Source organism: Polaribacter pectinis (assembly GCF_014352875.1).
Lineage (GTDB): Bacteria > Bacteroidota > Bacteroidia > Flavobacteriales > Flavobacteriaceae > Polaribacter > Polaribacter pectinis.
In genome coordinates, this window is the sequence record NZ_CP060695.1 from 2,431,760 (window position 1) to 2,452,171 (window position 20,412).

The 20,412-nt window shown below is 29.8% G+C and carries 18 protein-coding genes; 9 read left to right on the plus strand and 9 right to left on the minus strand.

The genetic code is table 11. From position 1 onward, the window contains the following. The first annotated feature begins 81 nt into the window (after positions 1-81). A complete protein-coding gene (locus tag H9W90_RS10815) occupies positions 82-1,752 on the plus strand; it encodes an RluA family pseudouridine synthase (RefSeq protein ID WP_187481611.1) in 1,671 nt (556 codons plus the stop codon). A 352-nt stretch (positions 1,753-2,104) separates the two neighbouring features. Here the strand turns inward: H9W90_RS10815 and aat are convergent, their stop codons facing one another. Both aat and H9W90_RS10825 read right to left on the minus strand, forming a co-directional pair. After that, a complete protein-coding gene (aat, locus tag H9W90_RS10820; RefSeq protein WP_187481612.1) occupies positions 2,105-2,743 on the minus strand; it encodes a leucyl/phenylalanyl-tRNA--protein transferase in 639 nt (212 codons plus the stop codon). Between the two features lie 73 nt (positions 2,744-2,816). Beyond that, entirely contained in the window at positions 2,817-5,402 is a 2,586-nt protein-coding gene (locus tag H9W90_RS10825; protein WP_187481613.1) for a chondroitinase-B domain-containing protein, read from the minus strand. Positions 5,403-5,565: 163 nt separating this feature from the next. Between H9W90_RS10825 and H9W90_RS10830 the strand changes: the two genes are divergently transcribed. After that, on the plus strand, positions 5,566-6,195 hold the full coding sequence (locus H9W90_RS10830; protein WP_187481614.1) for a YqaA family protein: 630 nt from the start codon (positions 5,566-5,568) through the stop codon (positions 6,193-6,195). Positions 6,196-6,214: 19 nt separating this feature from the next. Continuing rightward, positions 6,215-6,460, plus strand: a complete 246-nt coding sequence (locus H9W90_RS10835) for a DUF1456 family protein (RefSeq protein ID WP_187481615.1) — start codon at positions 6,215-6,217, stop codon at positions 6,458-6,460. Between the two features lie 82 nt (positions 6,461-6,542). On the opposite strand, the gene H9W90_RS10840 is transcribed toward H9W90_RS10835, so the two are convergent. Both H9W90_RS10840 and H9W90_RS10845 read right to left on the minus strand, forming a co-directional pair. Continuing rightward, the gene (locus H9W90_RS10840) at positions 6,543-6,914 is read right to left on the minus strand and encodes a DUF3127 domain-containing protein (RefSeq protein ID WP_187481616.1); all 372 of its coding nucleotides are present in this window, start codon (positions 6,912-6,914) and stop codon (positions 6,543-6,545) included. A gap of 13 nt (positions 6,915-6,927) precedes the next feature. After that, positions 6,928-7,788, minus strand: a complete 861-nt coding sequence (locus H9W90_RS10845) for a flavin reductase family protein (RefSeq protein ID WP_187481617.1) — start codon at positions 7,786-7,788, stop codon at positions 6,928-6,930. 78 nt (positions 7,789-7,866) lie between these two features. Between H9W90_RS10845 and H9W90_RS10850 the strand changes: the two genes are divergently transcribed. After that, positions 7,867-9,015: a sensor histidine kinase gene (locus H9W90_RS10850; RefSeq protein WP_187481618.1), complete on the plus strand. Its 1,149-nt coding sequence runs from the start codon at positions 7,867-7,869 to the stop codon at positions 9,013-9,015. 187 nt (positions 9,016-9,202) lie between these two features. Here the strand turns inward: H9W90_RS10850 and H9W90_RS10855 are convergent, their stop codons facing one another. After that, positions 9,203-9,589, minus strand: coding sequence for an HIT family protein (locus H9W90_RS10855; RefSeq protein WP_187481619.1), 387 nt, complete (start codon positions 9,587-9,589; stop codon positions 9,203-9,205). A 105-nt stretch (positions 9,590-9,694) separates the two neighbouring features. Continuing rightward, complete coding sequence (gene greA / locus H9W90_RS10860; RefSeq protein WP_187481620.1) at positions 9,695-10,168, minus strand: transcription elongation factor GreA; 474 nt, start codon at positions 10,166-10,168, stop codon at positions 9,695-9,697. A 108-nt stretch (positions 10,169-10,276) separates the two neighbouring features. Between greA and H9W90_RS10865 the strand changes: the two genes are divergently transcribed. Genes H9W90_RS10865 through purE form a run of 3 tightly spaced genes read left to right on the plus strand, consistent with a single transcriptional unit; the run spans position 10,277 to position 12,391 of the window. Continuing rightward, the gene (locus tag H9W90_RS10865; RefSeq protein WP_187481621.1) at positions 10,277-10,693 is read left to right on the plus strand and encodes a Rieske 2Fe-2S domain-containing protein; all 417 of its coding nucleotides are present in this window, start codon (positions 10,277-10,279) and stop codon (positions 10,691-10,693) included. A 58-nt stretch (positions 10,694-10,751) separates the two neighbouring features. After that, positions 10,752-11,909: a 5-(carboxyamino)imidazole ribonucleotide synthase gene (locus tag H9W90_RS10870; RefSeq protein ID WP_187481622.1), complete on the plus strand. Its 1,158-nt coding sequence runs from the start codon at positions 10,752-10,754 to the stop codon at positions 11,907-11,909. Between the two features lie 2 nt (positions 11,910-11,911). After that, a complete protein-coding gene (gene purE / locus H9W90_RS10875; protein ID WP_187481623.1) occupies positions 11,912-12,391 on the plus strand; it encodes a 5-(carboxyamino)imidazole ribonucleotide mutase in 480 nt (159 codons plus the stop codon). 33 nt (positions 12,392-12,424) lie between these two features. On the opposite strand, the gene H9W90_RS10880 is transcribed toward purE, so the two are convergent. Beyond that, entirely contained in the window at positions 12,425-14,902 is a 2,478-nt protein-coding gene (locus H9W90_RS10880; RefSeq protein WP_187481624.1) for a DUF8693 domain-containing protein, read from the minus strand. A 179-nt stretch (positions 14,903-15,081) separates the two neighbouring features. Here H9W90_RS10880 and H9W90_RS10885 point away from each other — a divergent pair, with 179 nt between their 5' ends. Beyond that, a complete protein-coding gene (locus H9W90_RS10885) occupies positions 15,082-17,097 on the plus strand; it encodes a M3 family metallopeptidase (RefSeq protein WP_187481625.1) in 2,016 nt (671 codons plus the stop codon). A 62-nt stretch (positions 17,098-17,159) separates the two neighbouring features. Here the strand turns inward: H9W90_RS10885 and H9W90_RS10890 are convergent, their stop codons facing one another. Further along, on the minus strand, positions 17,160-18,398 hold the full coding sequence (locus tag H9W90_RS10890) for a glycosyltransferase (protein WP_254712477.1): 1,239 nt from the start codon (positions 18,396-18,398) through the stop codon (positions 17,160-17,162). Then, positions 18,399-18,872, minus strand: coding sequence for a heme-binding domain-containing protein (locus H9W90_RS10895; RefSeq protein WP_187481626.1), 474 nt, complete (start codon positions 18,870-18,872; stop codon positions 18,399-18,401). A 134-nt stretch (positions 18,873-19,006) separates the two neighbouring features. Between H9W90_RS10895 and lpdA the strand changes: the two genes are divergently transcribed. Beyond that, a complete protein-coding gene (gene lpdA, locus H9W90_RS10900; RefSeq protein WP_187481627.1) occupies positions 19,007-20,407 on the plus strand; it encodes a dihydrolipoyl dehydrogenase in 1,401 nt (466 codons plus the stop codon). Positions 20,408-20,412: the final 5 nt, after the last annotated feature.

Consider the following 20,412-nt stretch of genomic DNA (forward strand, 5'->3'; position numbering starts at 1 on the left):
AATTTTTAAAGTTGATGTTACAAATTATGGTAAAAGTGAACACAAAAAACTACTTTTGTTTTTAAATTGTATAAAGACAAATTGAAACATTTCCTAAATTTTAAAACTGATATTTCTAAAGAATCGCTTCCAGAGAAATTCACGTTTCCTTTTTATTACCAACCACATTCTTTGGCAATAATTGCTGCAAAAGAAATACAAGTTTATTTAGAAAAACAAACAGATTTTACACATAATTTCGGCATAAAAAAAGATAGCAACACACCTCCTGTTGGTAAAATGTTTGGAGTTTTAGTTGTTAGAAATAAGTTGAATAAAATTGGTTATTTAGCAGCTTTTTCAGGCAAATTAGCAGATAAAAGTTTACCTAGCAAGTTTGTTCCACCAGTATTTAATATGAGAACAGAAGGAAGTTTTTATATAAAAGGTGAAGCAAAAATCGATAAAATTAATGAACAATTAGGTCTTTTAAAAAAGGATGGAAAATATCTATCTATAAAAAAAACTGCAAAAAAACTACATAAAGAAATTGCTGATGATTTAGAACTACAGAGAAAGAAAATGAGAATTTCTAAATCTGAAAGAAAGATTCTTAAAAAAAATTCAGAAAAAAAATTGAATGCGAATGAATTTGAAAAACTGACAAAAAAACTAACACAAGAAAGTTATAATGATCAGTTTTTTTATAAAGAGTTACAAGAATACTATACTACAAAGCTTGAAAAAATAAGTACTGAATTAGCATTTTTTGAAAACAAAATTTCATCGTTAAAAACAGATAGAAAAGAAAAATCTAACTTTTTACAGCAAACATTATTTAGCAAGTACGCATTTTTAAATCAACAGAAAGAATTAAAAAATTTATTAGATATTTTCGATAATCCTCTTGTAAAACCTCCAGCAGGATCAGGAGAATGTGCAGCCCCAAAACTTTTACAATACGCTTTTGCAAATGATTTAACACCAATTACAATGGCAGAATTTTGGTGGGGAATTTCTCCAAATTCAGCAATTAGAAAACATAAAAACTATTATCCTGCTTGCCAAAGTAGATGTAAGCCTATTTTAAATCACATGTTAAAAGGTCTTGAAATGGAAGCAAATTTATTACTAGAAAATTTAGCAGAACAAAAAGAATTAGAAATTATCTATGAAGATGATGTTTTAATTGCTCTTAATAAACCTGCAGAGTTCTTATCGGTTCCGGGTAAAGAAATTAAAGATTCTGTTTATTCTCGAATTAAAGATAAATATCCAGATGCTACAGGTCCTTTAATTGTGCATAGGTTAGATATGTCTACATCCGGTATTTTATTACTTACCAAAACTAAAGAAGCCAATAAAATTTTACAAAGTCAATTTATAAATAGAACTATTAAAAAACGCTATGTTGCTTTATTAGATGGAAGTCTTAAAAAAAATAGCGGAAAAATAAAACTACCTTTACGCGTAGATTTAGATGATAGACCTAAACAATTGGTAGATTTTAAATACGGAAAAGCTGCTGAAACAGATTGGGAAATCATTAGTAAAGAAAATGGAAAAACTAGGGTTTACTTTTATCCAATAACTGGTAGAACGCATCAATTAAGAGTGCATGCAGCTCATAAAGATGGTTTAAATTCACCTATTATTGGCGATGATTTATATGGAAAAAAAGAGGACAGATTGCATTTACATGCAGAATTTATCGAATTCCTACACCCAACTTCTTATAAAAAAATGAGTTTTACAATTGCTCCAGAATTTTAACATTCTCCTTATAATACTTATTTAAAACTTATTACTATAATTTTTTTTAAGTGTTTTTAGTGAAGTAAAAACTCGCTATGAAATGGTTATACTAAAAGTTACAGATACAATTCTGCAGCATTGCAAAGAACAATTAAAAAACTTCAATGTTATTTAGAAACCGAAATTTATATTTCTTGCAGGTATCATAAAATAAAAAAAGAGTTAACTATTTGTGGTTGGATAGACAAGGAAAATTTTACAAAGAGAAGAAAATTTCATCCAAAAGGAAGTATAAGAAAGAGGTATAACCAATTACATTCTATTTCTTCAATTGAAGATTTAAAAATCAGTTGCAGAATTTAAAAAATAGTTATTCATATTTATTAGCTTGTAAGATTCTTAAAAACAAATTTCTGTCAATTTCTTTAGCTCCTAAACTTGCCAAGTGTTCATTGTAAATTTGGCAGTCTATTAGTTTGTAATTCTTATTGTTTGCTAAATGTATAAATGCTAATTTAGATGAATTTGAAACATTGCTAAACATACTTTCTCCACAAAAAATATTATTTATTTCTAGGCCATAAAGACCGCCAACTAACTCTTTGTTTTGCCAAATTTCAATAGATTTAGCAATGCCTTTTTTATGTAAGCTTATATATGCTTGCTCCATGTCATCTGTAATCCAAGTTTCAAAGCCATCTTTTCTTTCGATGTTTTTACAATTATAAATCACCTCTTTAAAAGCTGTATTTTCAGTAATTGTAAATTCATTTTTATTTATGATTTTTCGCATCGATTTAGATACTTTTATTTCTTCTGGAAACAATACCATTCTTTCATGTGGGCAATACCAAACAATTGGATCTCCTTCAGAAAACCAAGGGAAAATTCCGTTTTTGTATGCATAAATTAATCGCTCATTAGACAAGTCTCCTCCCAAAGCAATAATGCCATCATCTGTGGTAAACTCATAAGGTGGAAATTCTATTTTATCTGTAAGCCAAATCATTTTGTAAAAATAGAAAACAAAAAAATGGCATCAAAAATTGATGCCATTTATATTAAAAATTAGAAGACAATTTTTAATGTTGAACGATTATCAATTTAGATTCTTTTTCTTTATTTGTGTTTAATAAATGAACAAAATAAAGTCCATTTGCCAAATTAGAAGTATCTATTGTTAGGTTTGTTTGAGATGTCATTAATTTTTTAGAGATAACTACTTTTCCTTGCAAACTTATTATATTAACAGAATTTACATCAGCTTTCACGTTTTTAATTTCTAAAAGATTATTTGCAGGAATAGGATATATTAAAGTTGAAGATTGTTTATTTTCATCAACAGATAAATTATCAGTTTTATAAAATTCTATTTCTTTAATAGTATTCCACTCGCTACCAGATGTTTGCCCATAACCAATAAGCTTCACATATTTTACACCAGAAATAACTGTTGGTAATAAAAAACTTTTAAAAGATTCTGTAGAATTACTTAATAAATTTCCACTTCCAGGAAATGCGTTTACATAATCTCCAGAATCTGTTCCTGTAGTAGAAACCCAAATTTGAAACTTGTATGTTTTTCCGTTAGTTGAAGCAAAGTCTACTAAAGCTAAATCGAAAGAACCACCTAAATTATAAACAATTTCTCCGCCAATTCCTTTACCAGCCCATTGTGTATTAAAATCTTTATCTAAACTATGTACTGCAATATTGTTTTTGGTATCTGTAACTTCTTCATGGAAAACAGATTCTATAGTTACGTTGTCATTAGAACTAGCATCATTAATTAATAGTAAATTAGCTTTAGGATCTCCAGCATCTTGGTTTACTGTTACTGTTCTTGTTAAACTACCAGCTGTAACAGTAACTGTACCAGTTCTTACAGAAAATGTAGCATTCTCACTTACTGTTATTGTAACTGTACCATTATTGCTTCCGCTTGATGGAGAAACTGTAATCCAAGTTTTATCATCTGTTACAGACCAACTTAAATTAGAAGTAACAGTAAAATCTTTAGACTCGCCAGCTGCTATAAAATTTGTTACTGATGATACAAATAAACTTTCTGTATTATCATCTGTTTCATAAGCATTTGGGCCAACATCTGCTGCTGTTAAGTGCTTGTATCTAATACTTTCTGTACTAAAATGATCTGCACCAGGATTACTAGAACTAGGCCTAGTTTGTCCTTCTATATCTTTATCTATAGTTTCTGATGTTACTGAATTTGCATACAAAGGTGTTGTAGAAGTTGTTCGCCAAACTTTATCTGTAGCATTATATACAATATTAGGATTTTCATTTTTTACTTCACTAGCATCAAAACTTGTGGTAGTAGCTCCTGCTAAAACAGTTGCTGAACCTGTTGGATACATTAAATTATTTAACCAAGAAATATTATCTCCTTGATCATTGTCTGTATCTACAATTTCTACCATTGCATTTTCTGAACCTGTTACCAAATTATTGGCGATAATTATATCCTTTAAATCTTTTCCATATTTATCATTATTATCATAACCTATTTCAATTCCATGTGTATTATTAACTAATGTGTTATATGCAATTGTAACTCTTTCTGCTCTAAAATGTTTAGATAAACTAGTACTCTGTCCATCTATAGCATCTCCCATTGTTAATGTAATTGGAGCATCCCAACGCGTACCTGTTAAACCTTCCATATAATTATTAATAATCATGTGGTCTGTACCATAAACTCTAATTCCTCCTGTGTATAAAGTTGCTCCGTCTGGAGAAGTACCTACAGCTTTTCCGTTTCCAAAAAAGTAATTTCCTTCTATTCTATTTCTATTTCCATGTCTTAAAGAAAGTGTACCATAACTTCCAACAAATGTATTATGCCTAACAATATTGTCTGATGATTTTACAGATACAATTTCTGGATCTCCATCACAATTTTCGAATAAATTAAATTCAACAGTTGTATAACCACTAGATTGAGACATTTCGCTCCATCCTATTCTAATTGACTCTTGTTCATTAACAGCTCTTGGGCTATTATCTTTAAAATAGTTATGGTCTATTCTATCATTTTGAGATTGGTAACCAACATCATTAGTATCTGAAGTTCCATCGATTGTGATATAATGACCTGGAGTATTTTTATTTTGAAAAATATTATGGTCTATTCTATTATTATGACTTGGAAATTGAAAAGGGATTGTATTATCATTATAAACTCCACCAATGTAAACCCACTTTACAGATGAAGTAGCAGCTAATTCAAAAACATTTCTGGTAATTCTTATGTTATTACACCCCTCAAATTTAATTAGAGAACTATTTCCTGTTCCGTCAAATATAAATCCTTCTAACGTTATATATGCAGATTTCTTAAACCTGAAACTAGACCCTCCTGTTAAAGTTACACCACCTACAGTTTCTGCTTTTACTAAAATAGGATTTGCTTCTGTAGCCATTTTCTCAAAAGCAGCTTCAAAATCATTGTAACTACCGTTTTTAACAACAAAAGTTCCTCCATTAGTAGAGCCATTAACAGCATCTTCTAACTCTTCTGCATCTGTATAAGTTTGAGAAAACAAATGTGTTTGAAGACTAAAACAAAGAATAATGATTAAACATAGATTAATCTTTGAGTATTGCATTTTTCCAGCAATGTTTCTGTGTAGTAATTTGGTTTTCATGTGAGTTGTTTTTTTGGTTAACCAGATTGGTAAACCAAATATATGAAATTAATTTAACTTTTAATAATTTCAACTTTCATAAAAAAAGGTTAATCTAAAATTCTACTATATTTTATTTAGAATTTGTTCCTATTTTTGTAGATTCACAAAAACAAATATTTTCTTGGAAAAAAAAAGAAAAAGAAGAAAGAAAAAAACTGCATTTATAGGCAAAAGGCTCCATAATTATTATGGTAGAACTGGCTTTTATTTGTTTGTTTGGGAAAGTGTAAAAAAAGCTTTTTTGCCAATTGTTTTAGTTGTTGTTGGTCTATTTTTATTTAATAAATATGTCTATGATATAAACGAAGGTTTAGAAACAATTACACAAACGTTTTCTAGACTTGGTGTTTTAACAACTTTTTTTATATCAGAAACTTTGTTAGGTTTAATTCCTCCAGAAATATTTATAGCTTGGTCTGGTAAAACAGAACAACCTGTTTTAAATTTATCCATTTTAGCAACTTTATCTTATGCAGGTGGATTGGTATCTTATTTTATTGGAAAAAATGCTTTAAAAATAAAGTCTGTTAAAGAATATTTAGAAGTAAAAATGGCTGCAAATTTAAAAAACACCAAAAAATGGGGTGGTTTTTTAATTTTAGTTGGAGCTTTATTACCTCTTCCTTTTTCTATTGCTTGTTTAGCTGCAGGAATGATTAAATATCCGTTTAGAAACGTTGTTTTTTTCGGGTTGTTTCGTTTTGCAAGGTTTGCAGCGTATGCATGGGCAATTTTTCAAGTAGTAGACTAAAAAAACTTACATTTGTAATATGGGATTAACAAATAATGATATTTTAAAAAAATTACGTGTAGCTCACAAATTACGCGATACAGATATTGTAGAAATATGTGCTTTGGTAGACTTTAAAGTTTCTAAAGCTGAATTAGGTGCTTTATTTAGAAGTGAGGAACACCCGAAATATGTAGAATGCCAAGATCAAATTTTACGTAATTTCTTAAACGGATTGGTCATTCATTTACGTGGGCCAATGCCTAAAAAAGGCGAAAAAAAGTAATAAAAAGAACCTTATAAAAATAAAAGAGAGAATTCAGTTTTGAATTCTCTCTTTTATTTTTATTTAAAATCTAACCTATTTACTAAAATGGTAAATCGTCTGGCTCTTCGCTAGAAACGTTAGATGCTGGTTGGAATTGATCTACTGGAGGCAAATTTCCTTGATTTGGAGCAGATTGAGATAAGTTCTCTATTCTCCAACCTTGAATTGAATTAAAGTATTTAGCTTCACCTTGTGGATTGATCCATTCTCTACCTCTTAAATTGATAGATACTTTTACATCTTGTCCAACAGCATAATTGTTTAACAAATCGCATTTATCTTGTACAAATTCCACCATAATCATTTGTGGATATTGCTCATCTGTAGTAACTACTAATTCTCTTTTTCTAAAACCGTTAGATCCAAAAGTTTGAACCTCTCCAATTAACTTTACTTTACCAATAACTTCCATAATATATTCTTAACTATTTAATTAAAAGCACTTTCCAAGCACTTTCTACATCATTTTCTTTTAAAAACTCTTGCGCAAATGTATGTTTTTTTGTGGTTTCTAACCCAATAAATTGTGGATGTTCTTTTGCAAAGTTATCAACAGTTTTTTCATTTGGAAGTTGTTCTACGTTGCCTAACATTCCTAAATTATTCCCTGTTAAAATGGTACTATTTCTAATTTCTGATGAAATTGCATCAACCCCAATTCCTAAAGTAGAAATTGGTTTCGGTATTTCGAAAAAACCATCTCTTGCTCTCGAATAATAACTTCCTCCTGCTCTTGCAACTAAATCTATTTTATATTGATCTATTGCGCCATTTTCATCTAAAACTGCTTCAGAAATATGCACTTTTACAACTTCGCAAACTATTAAATTTCCTGCTCCACCTTTATCACCAGTAAAAATTACATCATTAACCTTACACTCAAATTGTACAGGAGATTCTGCCACTCTAAAAGGTTTTATTTTGTCTGAAGGTAACATTGTAAATCCTGCTTTTTCAAACTCATTTACACCTTCTGGGTATTCTGTAGAACTTAAAGACATTTGTTGTACAATATCATAATTTACCACATTAATTACCACTTCTTTGGTAGCCAAAGCATTTTCTAACGTATGTTTTGTGGTATTATCTCTTACTCTTCTTGCTGGTGAAAAAATCATAATTGGCGGATTTGCACCAAATACATTAAAAAAACTAAAAGGAGACAAATTAGGGTTCCCATTTTCATCAATTGTACTTGCAAAAGCAATGGGTCTTGGCGCAACTGCACCTAATAAATAACCGTGTAATTTTGCTGTTGGTATTTCTTTTGGGTCTATAGAAATCATGTTGAAAAATTTTGTCTTGTAAAGATACTATCAAAATTACAAATGAGTTATATACTGGAAACCTTTATATTTGTTTTGATGAATTTTCTAACCAACACCTTTTTTTTTAGACGAATTGCTATTTTAATTTCGTTTATAATAGTTTCTTTAATTCTTTGGAATACTTATACTTTCTTTCAGAAATTTAAACAAGAAGAAAGGGTTAAAATGGAAATTTTAGGTATTGCACAAAAAGAGTTGGCAAATGCAGATTTGAATTCAAACATTGCTTTACCAGATAAAATTATAACTACTAATACAAATATTCCACTAATATTAGTTGATTCTGATGGGAATATTATATCGAATCAGAATTTAGATTCTGTAAAATCTTTAAATCCTGAATTTTTAAAAGAACAATTGGCAATAATGAAATCTGAAAATGCGCCAATAGAAATAAGTTATCAAGGCAGTAACAAACAGTTTATTTATTACAAAAATTCGGATTTATTAAATAAACTTACATATTACCCAATTGCATTAATTCTTATTTTAATTCTCTTTTTAAGTGTTATTTATCTCTTTTACAGTTCTAATAAAGTTGCAGAGACCAATAAACTGTGGACAGGAATGGCAAAGGAAACTGCGCATCAAATTGGTACACCTTTGTCTTCTCTTTTAGGTTGGATTGCCATTTTAAAAATGGAAAAAGTGGATGATAAATATGTGGAAGAAATAGAAAAAGATGTTAGTAGACTTAACACCATTGCAAACCGTTTTTCTAAAATTGGTTCTACTCCAGAATTGAAAAAAGAAAATATTGTTGCTATTACTAAAACAGCTTATGATTACTTGCAGTCTAGAAGTTCTAAACAAATTTCCTTTTCTTTTTCTACTTCTACTGAAGAAATTTACACAAATTTAAATACAGAATTATTTGGTTGGGTAATAGAAAACCTCATCAAAAATGCCATTGATGCAATGCAAGGAAAAGGTAGTCTTAATTTAAAAATAGAAAACACAGATAAGAAAGTAAAAATAACAGTTTCAGATACTGGAAAAGGAATGTCTAAAAAATTATTTAGACAAATTTTTAAACCTGGTTTTACAACAAAAAAACGTGGTTGGGGTTTGGGGTTATCGCTATCTAAACGTATTGTAGAAGATTATCATAAAGGAAAAATATTTGTTCAAAAATCGGAAATTGATAAAGGAACTACTTTTCAAATTTTGTTGGATAGGTTTTAATTATTCTATCATTCCTTCTAAGACAAGAACCTAAACTATACTTTTATAAAAACACTGACTTTGAAATAATAACAGAAAAAACAAACAGGTTTAGCCCAGATTGAACGGTTTGTTTGAGCTCTTTTTTGCCAAATTTCTGGCAAAAAAAGCGAGTAGTGAAAGCTGGAAATAGCTTCAAAAAAATCTACTAAAAATTATTTGAAATCTTTTCTGCCAAAGCAACAAACTCATCATTTGTTAATTTTACTTTTTTAGCAAATTGAATATCTGCCATTTCATTTAAAGGGATTAAATGTACGTGTACATGAGGCACTTCTAAACCAATTACGCTCATTCCAACTCGTTTACAAGGAATTGTTTTTTCGATTGCTTTTGCAACATCATAAGAGAAATCCATTAAGTTTTTATATTCTTCTTTAGATAAATCGAACAACTTATTTTCTTCCTTTTTTGGGACTACTAAAGTATGTCCTTTAGCATTTGGGTTGATATCTAAAAAAGCGAAAAAATTATCGTTTTCTGCTACTTTATAACTTGGTATTTCTCCTGTAATTATTTTTGTAAATATGCTCATGAATGTAATTGTAGTAAGATTTTAGTAAATATAAAAAAGAAATCGGATTTTGATAGTCTCAAAATCCGATTTTATAAATTATTGGTTTCTGCAATTACAGAATATTTACCTAGAAATCTCCATAATTTCAAATTTCATAATTCCACTAGGAACTTGAATTTCTGCAATTTCGCCAACTTTTTTACCTAACAATCCTTTTCCTATTGGAGAGTTTACAGATAATTTTCCGTTTCTAACATCGGTTTCAGAATCTGCAACCAATCTGTATTTCATTTCCATTCCGTTTGTAGTATTTTTAATTACCACATTAGAATGAATTAAAATTTTAGACAAATCTAATTGACTTTCATCCAAAATTCGCGCGTTAGATATTACGTTTTTTAATTTTGCAATTTTAAACTCTAAATGAGATTGTTCTTCCTTTGCTGCATGGTATTCTGCATTTTCACTTAAATCTCCTTTATCTCTTGCATCTGCAATTTCTTGGGTTACTCTTGGTCTTTCAACTTGTTCTAGTTGAACCAATTCATCTTTCAATTTCTTTAATCCTTCTGCTGAATAGTAAGATATATCGCTCATATTGTCTAAATTTAAAAATCTCATTGCCTTAAACAGGAATGAGATTAGATTACAAATGTACAAAATATTTGTAACTTGCCATCGTTTTAAAAGAAACGAAACATTAATATGCTTAAGAAAATATTTTTATTAGTAATTTTAACTATTATGCTATCTTGTGAAGATAACACAATAATAAATGATTGTTTTAAAGGTATAATTGTATCTGAAGTTTTAAATACTAGACTACCAAGTTACCAATCTTTAACAATAAATGGTTCTAGTAAAACATATTCTATTAGTGGTCGTCAAATTCATATTATAAGAAATAATGCTTCAAATTTTGTTGCTTTCGATTTAGAGTGTCCAGATAGAACTTGTAATACACCATTAGATATTTCTAATTTACCTACAATAAGCTGTGTTTGTCATAATAAAAAGTACAATTATATTGAAGGTGGAAGGCTAATTGGAGAAGAAGGTTGTGGTATGCTAATGTATTCTGTAAACTTAATTGGTAGTGATGCAGTACAAATAAGAAATTAATTTTATAGAATAGTTAAATTGAGTTGTGTATTTTTGCTGAAACACAACAACTTTACAAGTGAAAAATTATTTTTCTTCAAACTTTAAATTAGGCGTTCTTGGTGGTGGTCAATTAGGAAGAATGCTGCTCGCAGAAACTCAAAAATTCGATATTCATACTTCTATTTTAGAAAGTAACAAAAATGCACCTTGTGCAGAGATTTGTAACACTTTTGTTCTTGGAGATTTATTAGATTTTGATGCAGTTTATAACTTCGGAAAAACGGTAGATTTATTAACCATTGAAATAGAAAATGTAAACCTAGATGCTCTAGATAAATTAGAAGAGGAAGGTTTAACCATTTACCCTAAACCAAAAGATTTACGCATTATACAGAGTAAAGCAAGACAGAAGAATTTTTACATAGATAATGAAATACCTACTGCAGAATTTTCTCATTATGCATATTTAGAAGAATTAAAACATTCTTACGAAAACAATATTATTGAGTTTCCTTTTGTTTGGAAAGCTGCACGTTTTGGTTATGATGGTAATGGAGTTAAAATCGTTAGAAATATTGATGATTTAGAAAGCTTACCAAAAGTTGAATGTATTACTGAAAAATTAATTCCGTTTAAAAACGAATTGGCAGTAATTGTTACAAGAAATGCAAGTGGAGAAACTACTACATATCCCGTTGTAGAAATGGAATTTCACCCAGAAGCTAACCAAGTAGAATATGTTATTTGCCCAGCAAGAATAGACTTTAAAGTTGCTGATAAAGCTAGAGAACTTGCTTTAAAAGTAGTTAGCAAGTTAGATTTTGTTGGTTTGTTAGCAGTGGAAATGTTTCAAACTGTAGATGATAAAATTCTAGTAAATGAAGTTGCTCCAAGGCCACACAATTCTGGTCATTATTCTATTGAAGCGAGTTACACCAATCAATTTGAACAACATTTACGCAGCATTTTAAATCTTCCTTTAGGAAATACAGAAAGTAAAGTTGCCGGAATTATGGTAAATTTAGTTGGCGAAGAAGGTTTTTCTGGTGATGTAGTTTACCAAAACATAGAAGATATTTTAAAAATTGATGGAGTTACACCTCATATTTATGGAAAAAAAGAAACACGTCCATTTCGTAAAATGGGACATGTTACCATAGTGAATTCTGATATAGATAAAGCGAGAGAAATTGCACAAAAAGTTAAAGAAACAATTAGAGTAATAAGTAAATAATTATGGTAGGAATAATAATGGGAAGCGATTCTGATCTTCCAATAATGCAAGAAGCAATAGATATTTTAGAAAGTTTTGATATTCAAATAGAAGTAGATATAGTTTCTGCTCACAGAACTCCAGAAAAATTAGTAGACTATTCTAAAAATGCACATTTACGTGGTATAAAAGTAATAATTGCTGGTGCTGGAGGCGCAGCACATTTACCAGGAATGGTTGCTTCTATGAGTCCTTTACCTATTATTGGAGTTCCTGTAAAAAGTAGAAATTCTATAGATGGTTGGGATTCTGTTTTATCTATTTTACAAATGCCAGGTGGAGTTCCCGTAGCTACAGTTGCATTGGATGGAGCAAAAAATGCAGGTATTTTAGCAGCACAAATTATTGGAGCTTCAGACAAATGTGTTTTAGATAAAATTATTGCTTACAAAGAAGGTTTAAAACTAAAAGTTGAACAAGCTTCTGAAAGAGTTCGTAAATAATTATTAAGAAAAATAATTTAAAAATACTGGTTGCTAATTAGCAATCAGTATTTTTTTTGTTAACGTTCTACCATCATGTAAAGTGGCGTTTACTAAATAAATACCTGTTTTTAAATTAGATACATTTTTAACTTGTTCTCCTAAAAAAGAAGTTATTTTTCTACCTTGAATATTATACATAGAAACTTCTTTTACATTATCTACATCAAAATCATATTCTGCAATCAATTCTTTAGAACTATCAACATAAATAGTAAAATCTTTTGAATCTATTTCCTCAACAGTTAAAGACTCTTTACCTTCAGATTTTTTTGCTGAATTTCTTTTCTTTTTTGTGTAAATAATTTTGAATCTCGTATTGTTTTCACCAATTGTATCTATGTTAAATTGATACTCTCTTTGTCTTAAATCTACTGTTATTTTCTTTTCAGTATCTCTTAAATAAATATAATAATCATTATCTATATATTCATCTTGAATACCAATTGAATAGTCTCCAATTTCATCAACAACATAACCTAATTTTACTACTTTTTTACTTCTTTTTAAAACTGGCAATCCTTGTATTTGAGCTTTATCCACTCCTTTTACAAGAGAATAAAAACCCATTGATGTTTGGTTTACATCAAAAGGAGCGTCATATAATCTATCAAATCTGTTTGTTGCACCTTCTACAAAACCAACTAATAAAGTATTCGTTTTATTATTATGATTAAATGTAAACCAAGAACGTCCTTTTTTATTTTCATTACTTGAGTTACTACTTCTAAAAAATTGTGTATTAGATCCAGATATTTGATGTGTAGGTTTAAAAGTAATCGAGGTTGTAGCACCGGCTTCAGTTTTAACAAAAAAACCTTGCCCAGATGCAATTTTACCATCAATTCCTGCTGTAGACCCTCCTGTTCCATTATATGAAACATAATCATTCACATTATTTTCTCCTATTTCAGCCGAATTTTGAGCCCAAAGATAAATTGTACCATTAATATCTTCATTATCAGAATCAGTAACAACTAAACCCCAGTCAATTGCAGAAGAATATGGATTTCCAACTAAATTATCTCCACTTGTAGACCATGCATTCCCATCATTATCTGTACCTGTAAGATTAGATGTATCATAAACAGTTACTACAATTTTCCCTTGGTTTATTGTTCCTGTAAAATCTCTAGATTGACCGCCAAAACCTTCATTTTGTACTGCATAACCAATTCCTGTATTAAAATCTGCTTTTCCATGAAAAACCCAATCAGAGTTCGAACTAGCTGCGTCAAACCTATAAATTAATTCTGCTTCAGAAAAAACTGTTGCAATATTAGATTCTGAACTAATAACTGGAGAACTCCAATAAGAATAATAATCACTCCCTGAATATGTTGGTGTAGTTCTTTTTATATTAAAAGTACCTGAACCAATAATAGCTGTACTACAAGAATGATAGACTAAAGAACCTCCATCTTCAACAGTTATAGTACCATTATTAGTTAACTCATAAAAAATATTAAGAGTTGCACCACTTTGTACTATAATTTCTACGCCACTATCTACTGTTAATCTACCTATTTTAGTTTCTGAAGATAAAATAGGATCAAAAGAGCCACTGTTTATTACTACTGTCTGTATTTTAGTAGCATCTAGAGATGTTCCTGTAAAATTTGCATCATTAGTAAAATCTGATGATGTACCACCTGTCCAAGTATATGTTGTTCCACTATTATCTGAAGCTTGCACAGATGTAGGAGCTGCTGCACCAGTTGCTTGATAATTAATTTCTTCTCCATCTTGGTAAGCCACTAAACTTGTACCTGAAGTTAAATATGTAGATTTATTTGTGTCAATTTCAGTTTGGGTTCTTGCAACATTCCAAATTCTGAACAAACTAATATCTCCAGAAAAATAAAAAGGTGAAGTAATATTACCAGTAAATCCTGCTGTATAATTCTCACTCGTAGAAGAGCCAATTGAACTTGCATTCCAGTCTGAAACAAGACTAGATGGATATTTCATATTACCACCAGATCTAGCAAAATTAATATCACCAGTGTGTTTTTTTACAGCAAATGCCGTTTGAGAATCTTGTTCAACTCCATCTAAATACCATTTTGCAGTAGAACCAGAGTTAAGTGTGTATGCAAAGTGATGCCATTTATCTACTGAAATTTCTCCTGCACCACTTCTAAAATATAATCTTACAGGTGCTGAAGCTGCATTATCGATATATTGACCTGAATATATTCTACCAGCTTCTATATGAATTGTAAACGCATTAACACCACCACCTTCTTCATAGATAAGTTGTTTCGTTGTAATATCTGATGTTTTAAACCAGAACTCAAAAGACCTGTTAGCAACTGCTGTATTATTGCTATTAATAAATGTTGTACTAGGAACTTCTATAAAATCATTAGTTCCATTAGCTGTAAAACCCGAAGAACACGGAATTTGTGAAAAGACAAAATGCGAAATAAAAATTAATATAATTGGGAAATGGTTTTTTATATTTTTCATTTTAAAAAAATTTGTGATACTCTATAGCAATATTTAGTAAACAAAAATAAGACCAAATGTTCTAAATTCTTTAAAAACTTCGTCGAACTAACATAAAACACAGTTAAATGGATTTTTTTATTATATAAATGATACAATTAATAGATTCTCTATCTTTGAATTTCAAAAAAAATAAGTTGATGAACCCACTTTTACAAAATTTTAATACTGCTCCCTTTTCTAAAATTACAAACGAGCACTACAAACCTGCAATTAAAAAAGCAATAGAAATTGCTAAAGAAGAAATAAATGCAATTGTTAAAAATTCTGAAGAAGCAACTTTTGAAAACACTACAGTTTCTTTAGACTTTACGGGCGAAAAACTAAACCGAATTACAAGTATTTTCTTCAATTTAAATTCTGCGGAAACAAATGATGAAATTCAGAAAATAGCACAAGAAGTTTCTCCTTGGTTAAGTGAGTTTAGAAATGACATTACTTTAAATGAAGCATTATTTAAAAGGGTAAAAGATGTTTTCGATTCTAAAGATCAATTAGATTTAACTCCAGAACAAGAAATGTTATTGGACAAACAATACAAAGGTTTTGCAAGAAATGGTGCTAATTTAAACGAAACTGATAAAACGGAATTAAGAAAAATAGATTCAGAATTATCCAAATTATCTTTAAAGTTTGGTGAAAATGTATTAGCAGAAACCAATGCTTTTGAAATGCATTTAACAGATGAAAAAGATGTTTCTGGTTTGCCAGAATCTGCAAAAGAAGCCGCACAACAATTGGCGAAAGAAAAGGAAAAAGATGGCTGGGTTTTCACTTTAGACTATCCAAGTTACATTCCTTTTATGACGTATGCAGATAATAGAGAACTTCGAAAAAAGTTTGCAATTGCAGCTGGCAAAAAAGGATTTCAAAATAATAAAAATAATAATGAACAAGTAGTTTTAGACATTGTTAATCTTCGTCATAAAAGAGCCAATTTATTGGGTTATAAAACACATGCACATTTTGTTTTAGAAGAAAGAATGGCAGAAACTCCTGAAAAAGTAATCGATTTTTCGAATGAATTGTTAGAAAAAGCAAAACCTGCAGCTAATAAAGAATTTCAAAATTTAGAGAAATATGCTAAAAAATTAGATGGAATTAATCAACTTCAAAAATGGGATGGTGCTTATTATTCAGAAAAATTAAAGAAAGAAATTTTTGATTTAGACCAAGAATTGTTAAAACCATATTTTAAGTTAGAAAATGTAATTGATGGTGTTTTTGAAATTGCAAGTCGTTTATATGATTTAAAGTTTGAAGAAGTTTCTAACATCGACAAATATCACGAAGATGTAAAAACCTACAATGTTACTGATACAGAAGGGAATTTTATTTCTGTCTTTTATGCCGATTTTCATCCAAGAAAAGGAAAAAGAAATGGTGCTTGGATGACTTCATATAAAACTCAGCAAGTTAAAAACGGAATAAACGAAAGACCTCATGTTTCTATCGTTTGTAATTTTACGAAACCAACTCCAACAAAACCTTCACTTTTAACTTTTAATGAAGTTACAACGTTGTTTCATGAATTTGGGCACGCTTTACACGGAATGTTAGCAAATACAACTTACAACAGCTTATCAGGAACGTCTGTTTCTTGGGATTTTGTAGAATTACCAAGTCAGGTTTTAGAGAATTGGTGTTATGAAAAAGAAGCATTAGAGTTGTTCGCTAAACATTATGAAACTGGAGAAATTATTCCGATGAAATATGTAGAAAAAATTAAAGAATCGGCAAGTTTTCATCAAGGAATGCAAACGTTAAGGCAATTAAGTTTTGGGTTGTTAGATATGAAATGGCATTCAGAGAATCCATCAGAAATAAAAAGTGTAAAAGATTTTGAAAATGAAGCTTTTGCAAACACAAAATTATACCCTGATGTTGCAGAAAATGTAATGAGCACAGCTTTTTCTCATATTTTTCAAGGAGGATACTCTGCTGGATATTACTCTTATAAATGGGCAGAAGTTTTAGATGCAGATGCTTTCGAATACTTTTTAGAAAAAGGAATCTTCAACAAAGAAGTGGCTACTAAATTTAGAGAAAATGTACTTTCAAAAGGCGGAACAGAAAAACCAATGATTTTGTACAAACGTTTTAGAGGAAAAGAACCAAAACCAGATGCTTTATTAAAACGAGCTGGTTTAATTTAGTTTTCAGTTTCTAGTCAAATTTTTTAGTTAGTTAATAACTAGATATTGTGACTAGAAATTGCTTACTTATTTTTAGCTTCAATCCATTTACTCATATATTTTGTAGCTTGTAAAGTTTGATGTTGCAACAAACTTCCCAAAAAATTCTGAGTTCTGTGTTTTTCTAAATTTTGTTGAATTTCTTCAATTGTACTGAAAAATAATTGTCCGTTTTTTTCTTTGTTGTAGATATTGTTAATGATATTTACTCCATTTTTTTGCGCAATTTTCCACGCAGATTTACTGGTAAATAAATGATTTGCCTTCAATGCAAAATCAGAGAAATCATCTTCAACAAAGCCATTCCATGGAAGGTTTCCGCACATACCTTCTACTCCAATAGTTGTTGTTACACTTGGTGTTCCACAAAGCATTGCTTCTGTTAATTTTCCTTTAATTCCTGCTCCAAAATTTATTGGCGCTAAAACAACTCTTGCATTTTCTACAACTTCATTCGCATCTTCCGCAAAACCCTTAATTAGAAATCCCTCTTTTTTATTATGCAATTGCTCAATCTGTTGATTTAAGTAAGCGCCATAAATATGAATTTCGGTTTTTGGTAATTGCTTTCTAATCTTACTCCAAACTTCTTTTTTTAGTGTGAGAACAGCATCTACATTGGGTTTGTGAAAGAAATTTCCTATAAAAATAAAATGTTCTCTTTCTTCAAAAGTTTTCCATTTTTTCTGGTGAACCTCATCAATTTCATCAAACAAAAAAGGTAAATACATTAAAATAGAATCGTCAATTTTGAATGTGTTTTTCAACAAATCCATTTCAAAAGTAGAAATAATTAGAGATAAATCGCATCTTAAAATAGACGCAATTTCTCTTTTTGTAATGTCTTGTTTTAATAGTTCTTCAACAGAGAAATCTTCGTTCTTTTTTAAACACAATTCTCTTGTTTTTCGTAAACAATGTAAATCTTCTGTATCTAAAATCCTAATTGCTTTTGGGCAATTTTCTGCAACTCGCCAACCAAATTGTTCTTCCATCATAAAACGATCGAACAACACAATATTTGGTTGCAACTCTTCTACAAAATCATCAAAAGACGTATTATTAAGTTCAATAGAAACCTCATTTATACCTAAAGAAAGTAAATCTGCCGCTTTTTCACTTTTAAGAGATGGAGAAGCAAATGTTATTTGGTAATCTCTTTCTAAAAATTGATCTATTAACTGCAACATTCTCTTCCCTGCAGCAGAAGAATTGGGTTCTACCCAGACATAACCAATTATTAAAAGATTATTTTTTTGCAATTATTTAGCCTGCATTTGAATTTTATAATCTCCTTGTACTTTTTTTCCCCAAGCAACAACTGCAGCAATCTGTTCTGGCGTTAAATTTGCATCAGAATGTGTGTACGTGTAAGATTCTAAAGGCATTTCTCCTTTTTCTACTTCTTCATGTAATTCATCCATTTTATGCTCTTTTCTTTTAAGAGAATATTCGCTCCATTTAGAAAAGTTTAAATGTTTTTTTCCATCTTTAATATGATCGTTTAACCAATAATTAACTGGGGTAATAGAATTATACCAAGGATAAATTGTTTTGTCTGAATGACAATCGAAACAAGTAGTTTCTAATATTTTTTTAACATCTGCTGGAGGATTTGTCTCCGCTAAAAATGTATTTACAGTTTCTATGTTTCCATCATTTTTTTCTGGTCCAAAAAATTGCGCAACAACCAAAAGTATTAATAAGAAAACAAGTATTTTTTTTAGAATTTTCATCTTTTAATTTTAAGAATATTTTATGTTGTAAAACTACTAAATTCTCACTTTATTTTGTGAAAATATCCGTATTTTTGTCAACTATTATTAAAATTTAGCCCAAAAGGTTACAGAATACGCAAAATAAAACACTCATGAAATACGATATTATTGTAATTGGTTCAGGTCCTGGAGGATATATTGCAGGAATTAGAGCTTCTCAATTAGGTAAAAAAGTAGCAATTATAGAAAAATATTCAACTTTAGGTGGAACTTGTACAAACGTAGGTTGTATTCCATCCAAAGCTTTGTTAGATTCTTCTCACCATTATTATGATGCCGTAAATCATTTTGAAGAGCATGGTATTTCTGTTGAAAAACCAAGCTTCGACTTTGGAAAAATGGTTGACAGAAAAGCTAAAATTGTAGAAACAACAACGGGTGGTATTAAGTACTTAATGGACAAAAACAATATTGATGTTTTTGAAGGTTTAGGTTCTTTTGAAGATAAAACTCATGTAAAAATCACAAAAAACGATGGTTCTTCAGAAATTATTGAAGGAACTAATATCATTATTGCAACAGGTTCGAAACCATCTACTTTACCTTTTATCACTTTAGATAAAGAAAGAGTAATTACCTCTACAGAAGCTTTAAAATTACCAGAAGTACCAAAACATTTATTAGTTATTGGTGGTGGAGTTATTGGTTTAGAATTAGGTTCTGTGTATAAGAGATTAGGTGCAGATGTTACTGTAATTGAATACGCACCAAAAATTACACCAACTATGGATGCTGATGTTTCTAAAGAACTTCAAAAAGTTTTAAAGAAGCAAGGAATTAAGTTTGCAGTTAGTCATGGTGTTACTTCAGTAGAAAGAAATGGTGAAGAAGTTATTGTTAAAGCAAATAATAAAAAAGGTGAAGAAGTTACTTTTACTGGAGATTATTGCTTGGTTGCTGTTGGTAGAAAAGCATATACAGCAGGTTTAGGTTTAGAAAAAGTTGGAGTTGAAGTTAATGAACGTGGACAAGTTTCTGTAAACGATCATTTACAAACAAACATTAATAATATTTACGCAATTGGTGATGTTGTTAAAGGTGCAATGTTAGCACACAAAGCTGAAGAAGAAGGTGTTGTAGTTGCAGAATATTTAGCTGGCGAAAAACCACATATTGACTATAATTTAATTCCTGGTATTATTTATACTTGGCCAGAAGTTGCTGCAGTTGGTAAAACTGAAGACGAATTAAAAGAAGCAAAAATCGATTATAAATCGGGTAAATTTTCTATGAGAGCTTTAGGTAGATCTCGTGCAAGTGGAGATTTAGATGGTTTTGTAAAAGTTTTAGCAGATAAAAATACCGATGAAATTTTAGGAGTTCACATGGTTGGAGCACGTGTTGCAGATTTAATTATGGAAGCTGCAGTTGCAATGGAATACAGAGCATCCGCAGAAGATTTGGCAAGAATTTGTCATGGTCACCCAACGTATTCAGAAGCAGTAAAAGAAGCTGCAAAAGCTGCTTGGGATGGTAAACCTTTAAATGCATAATTTCT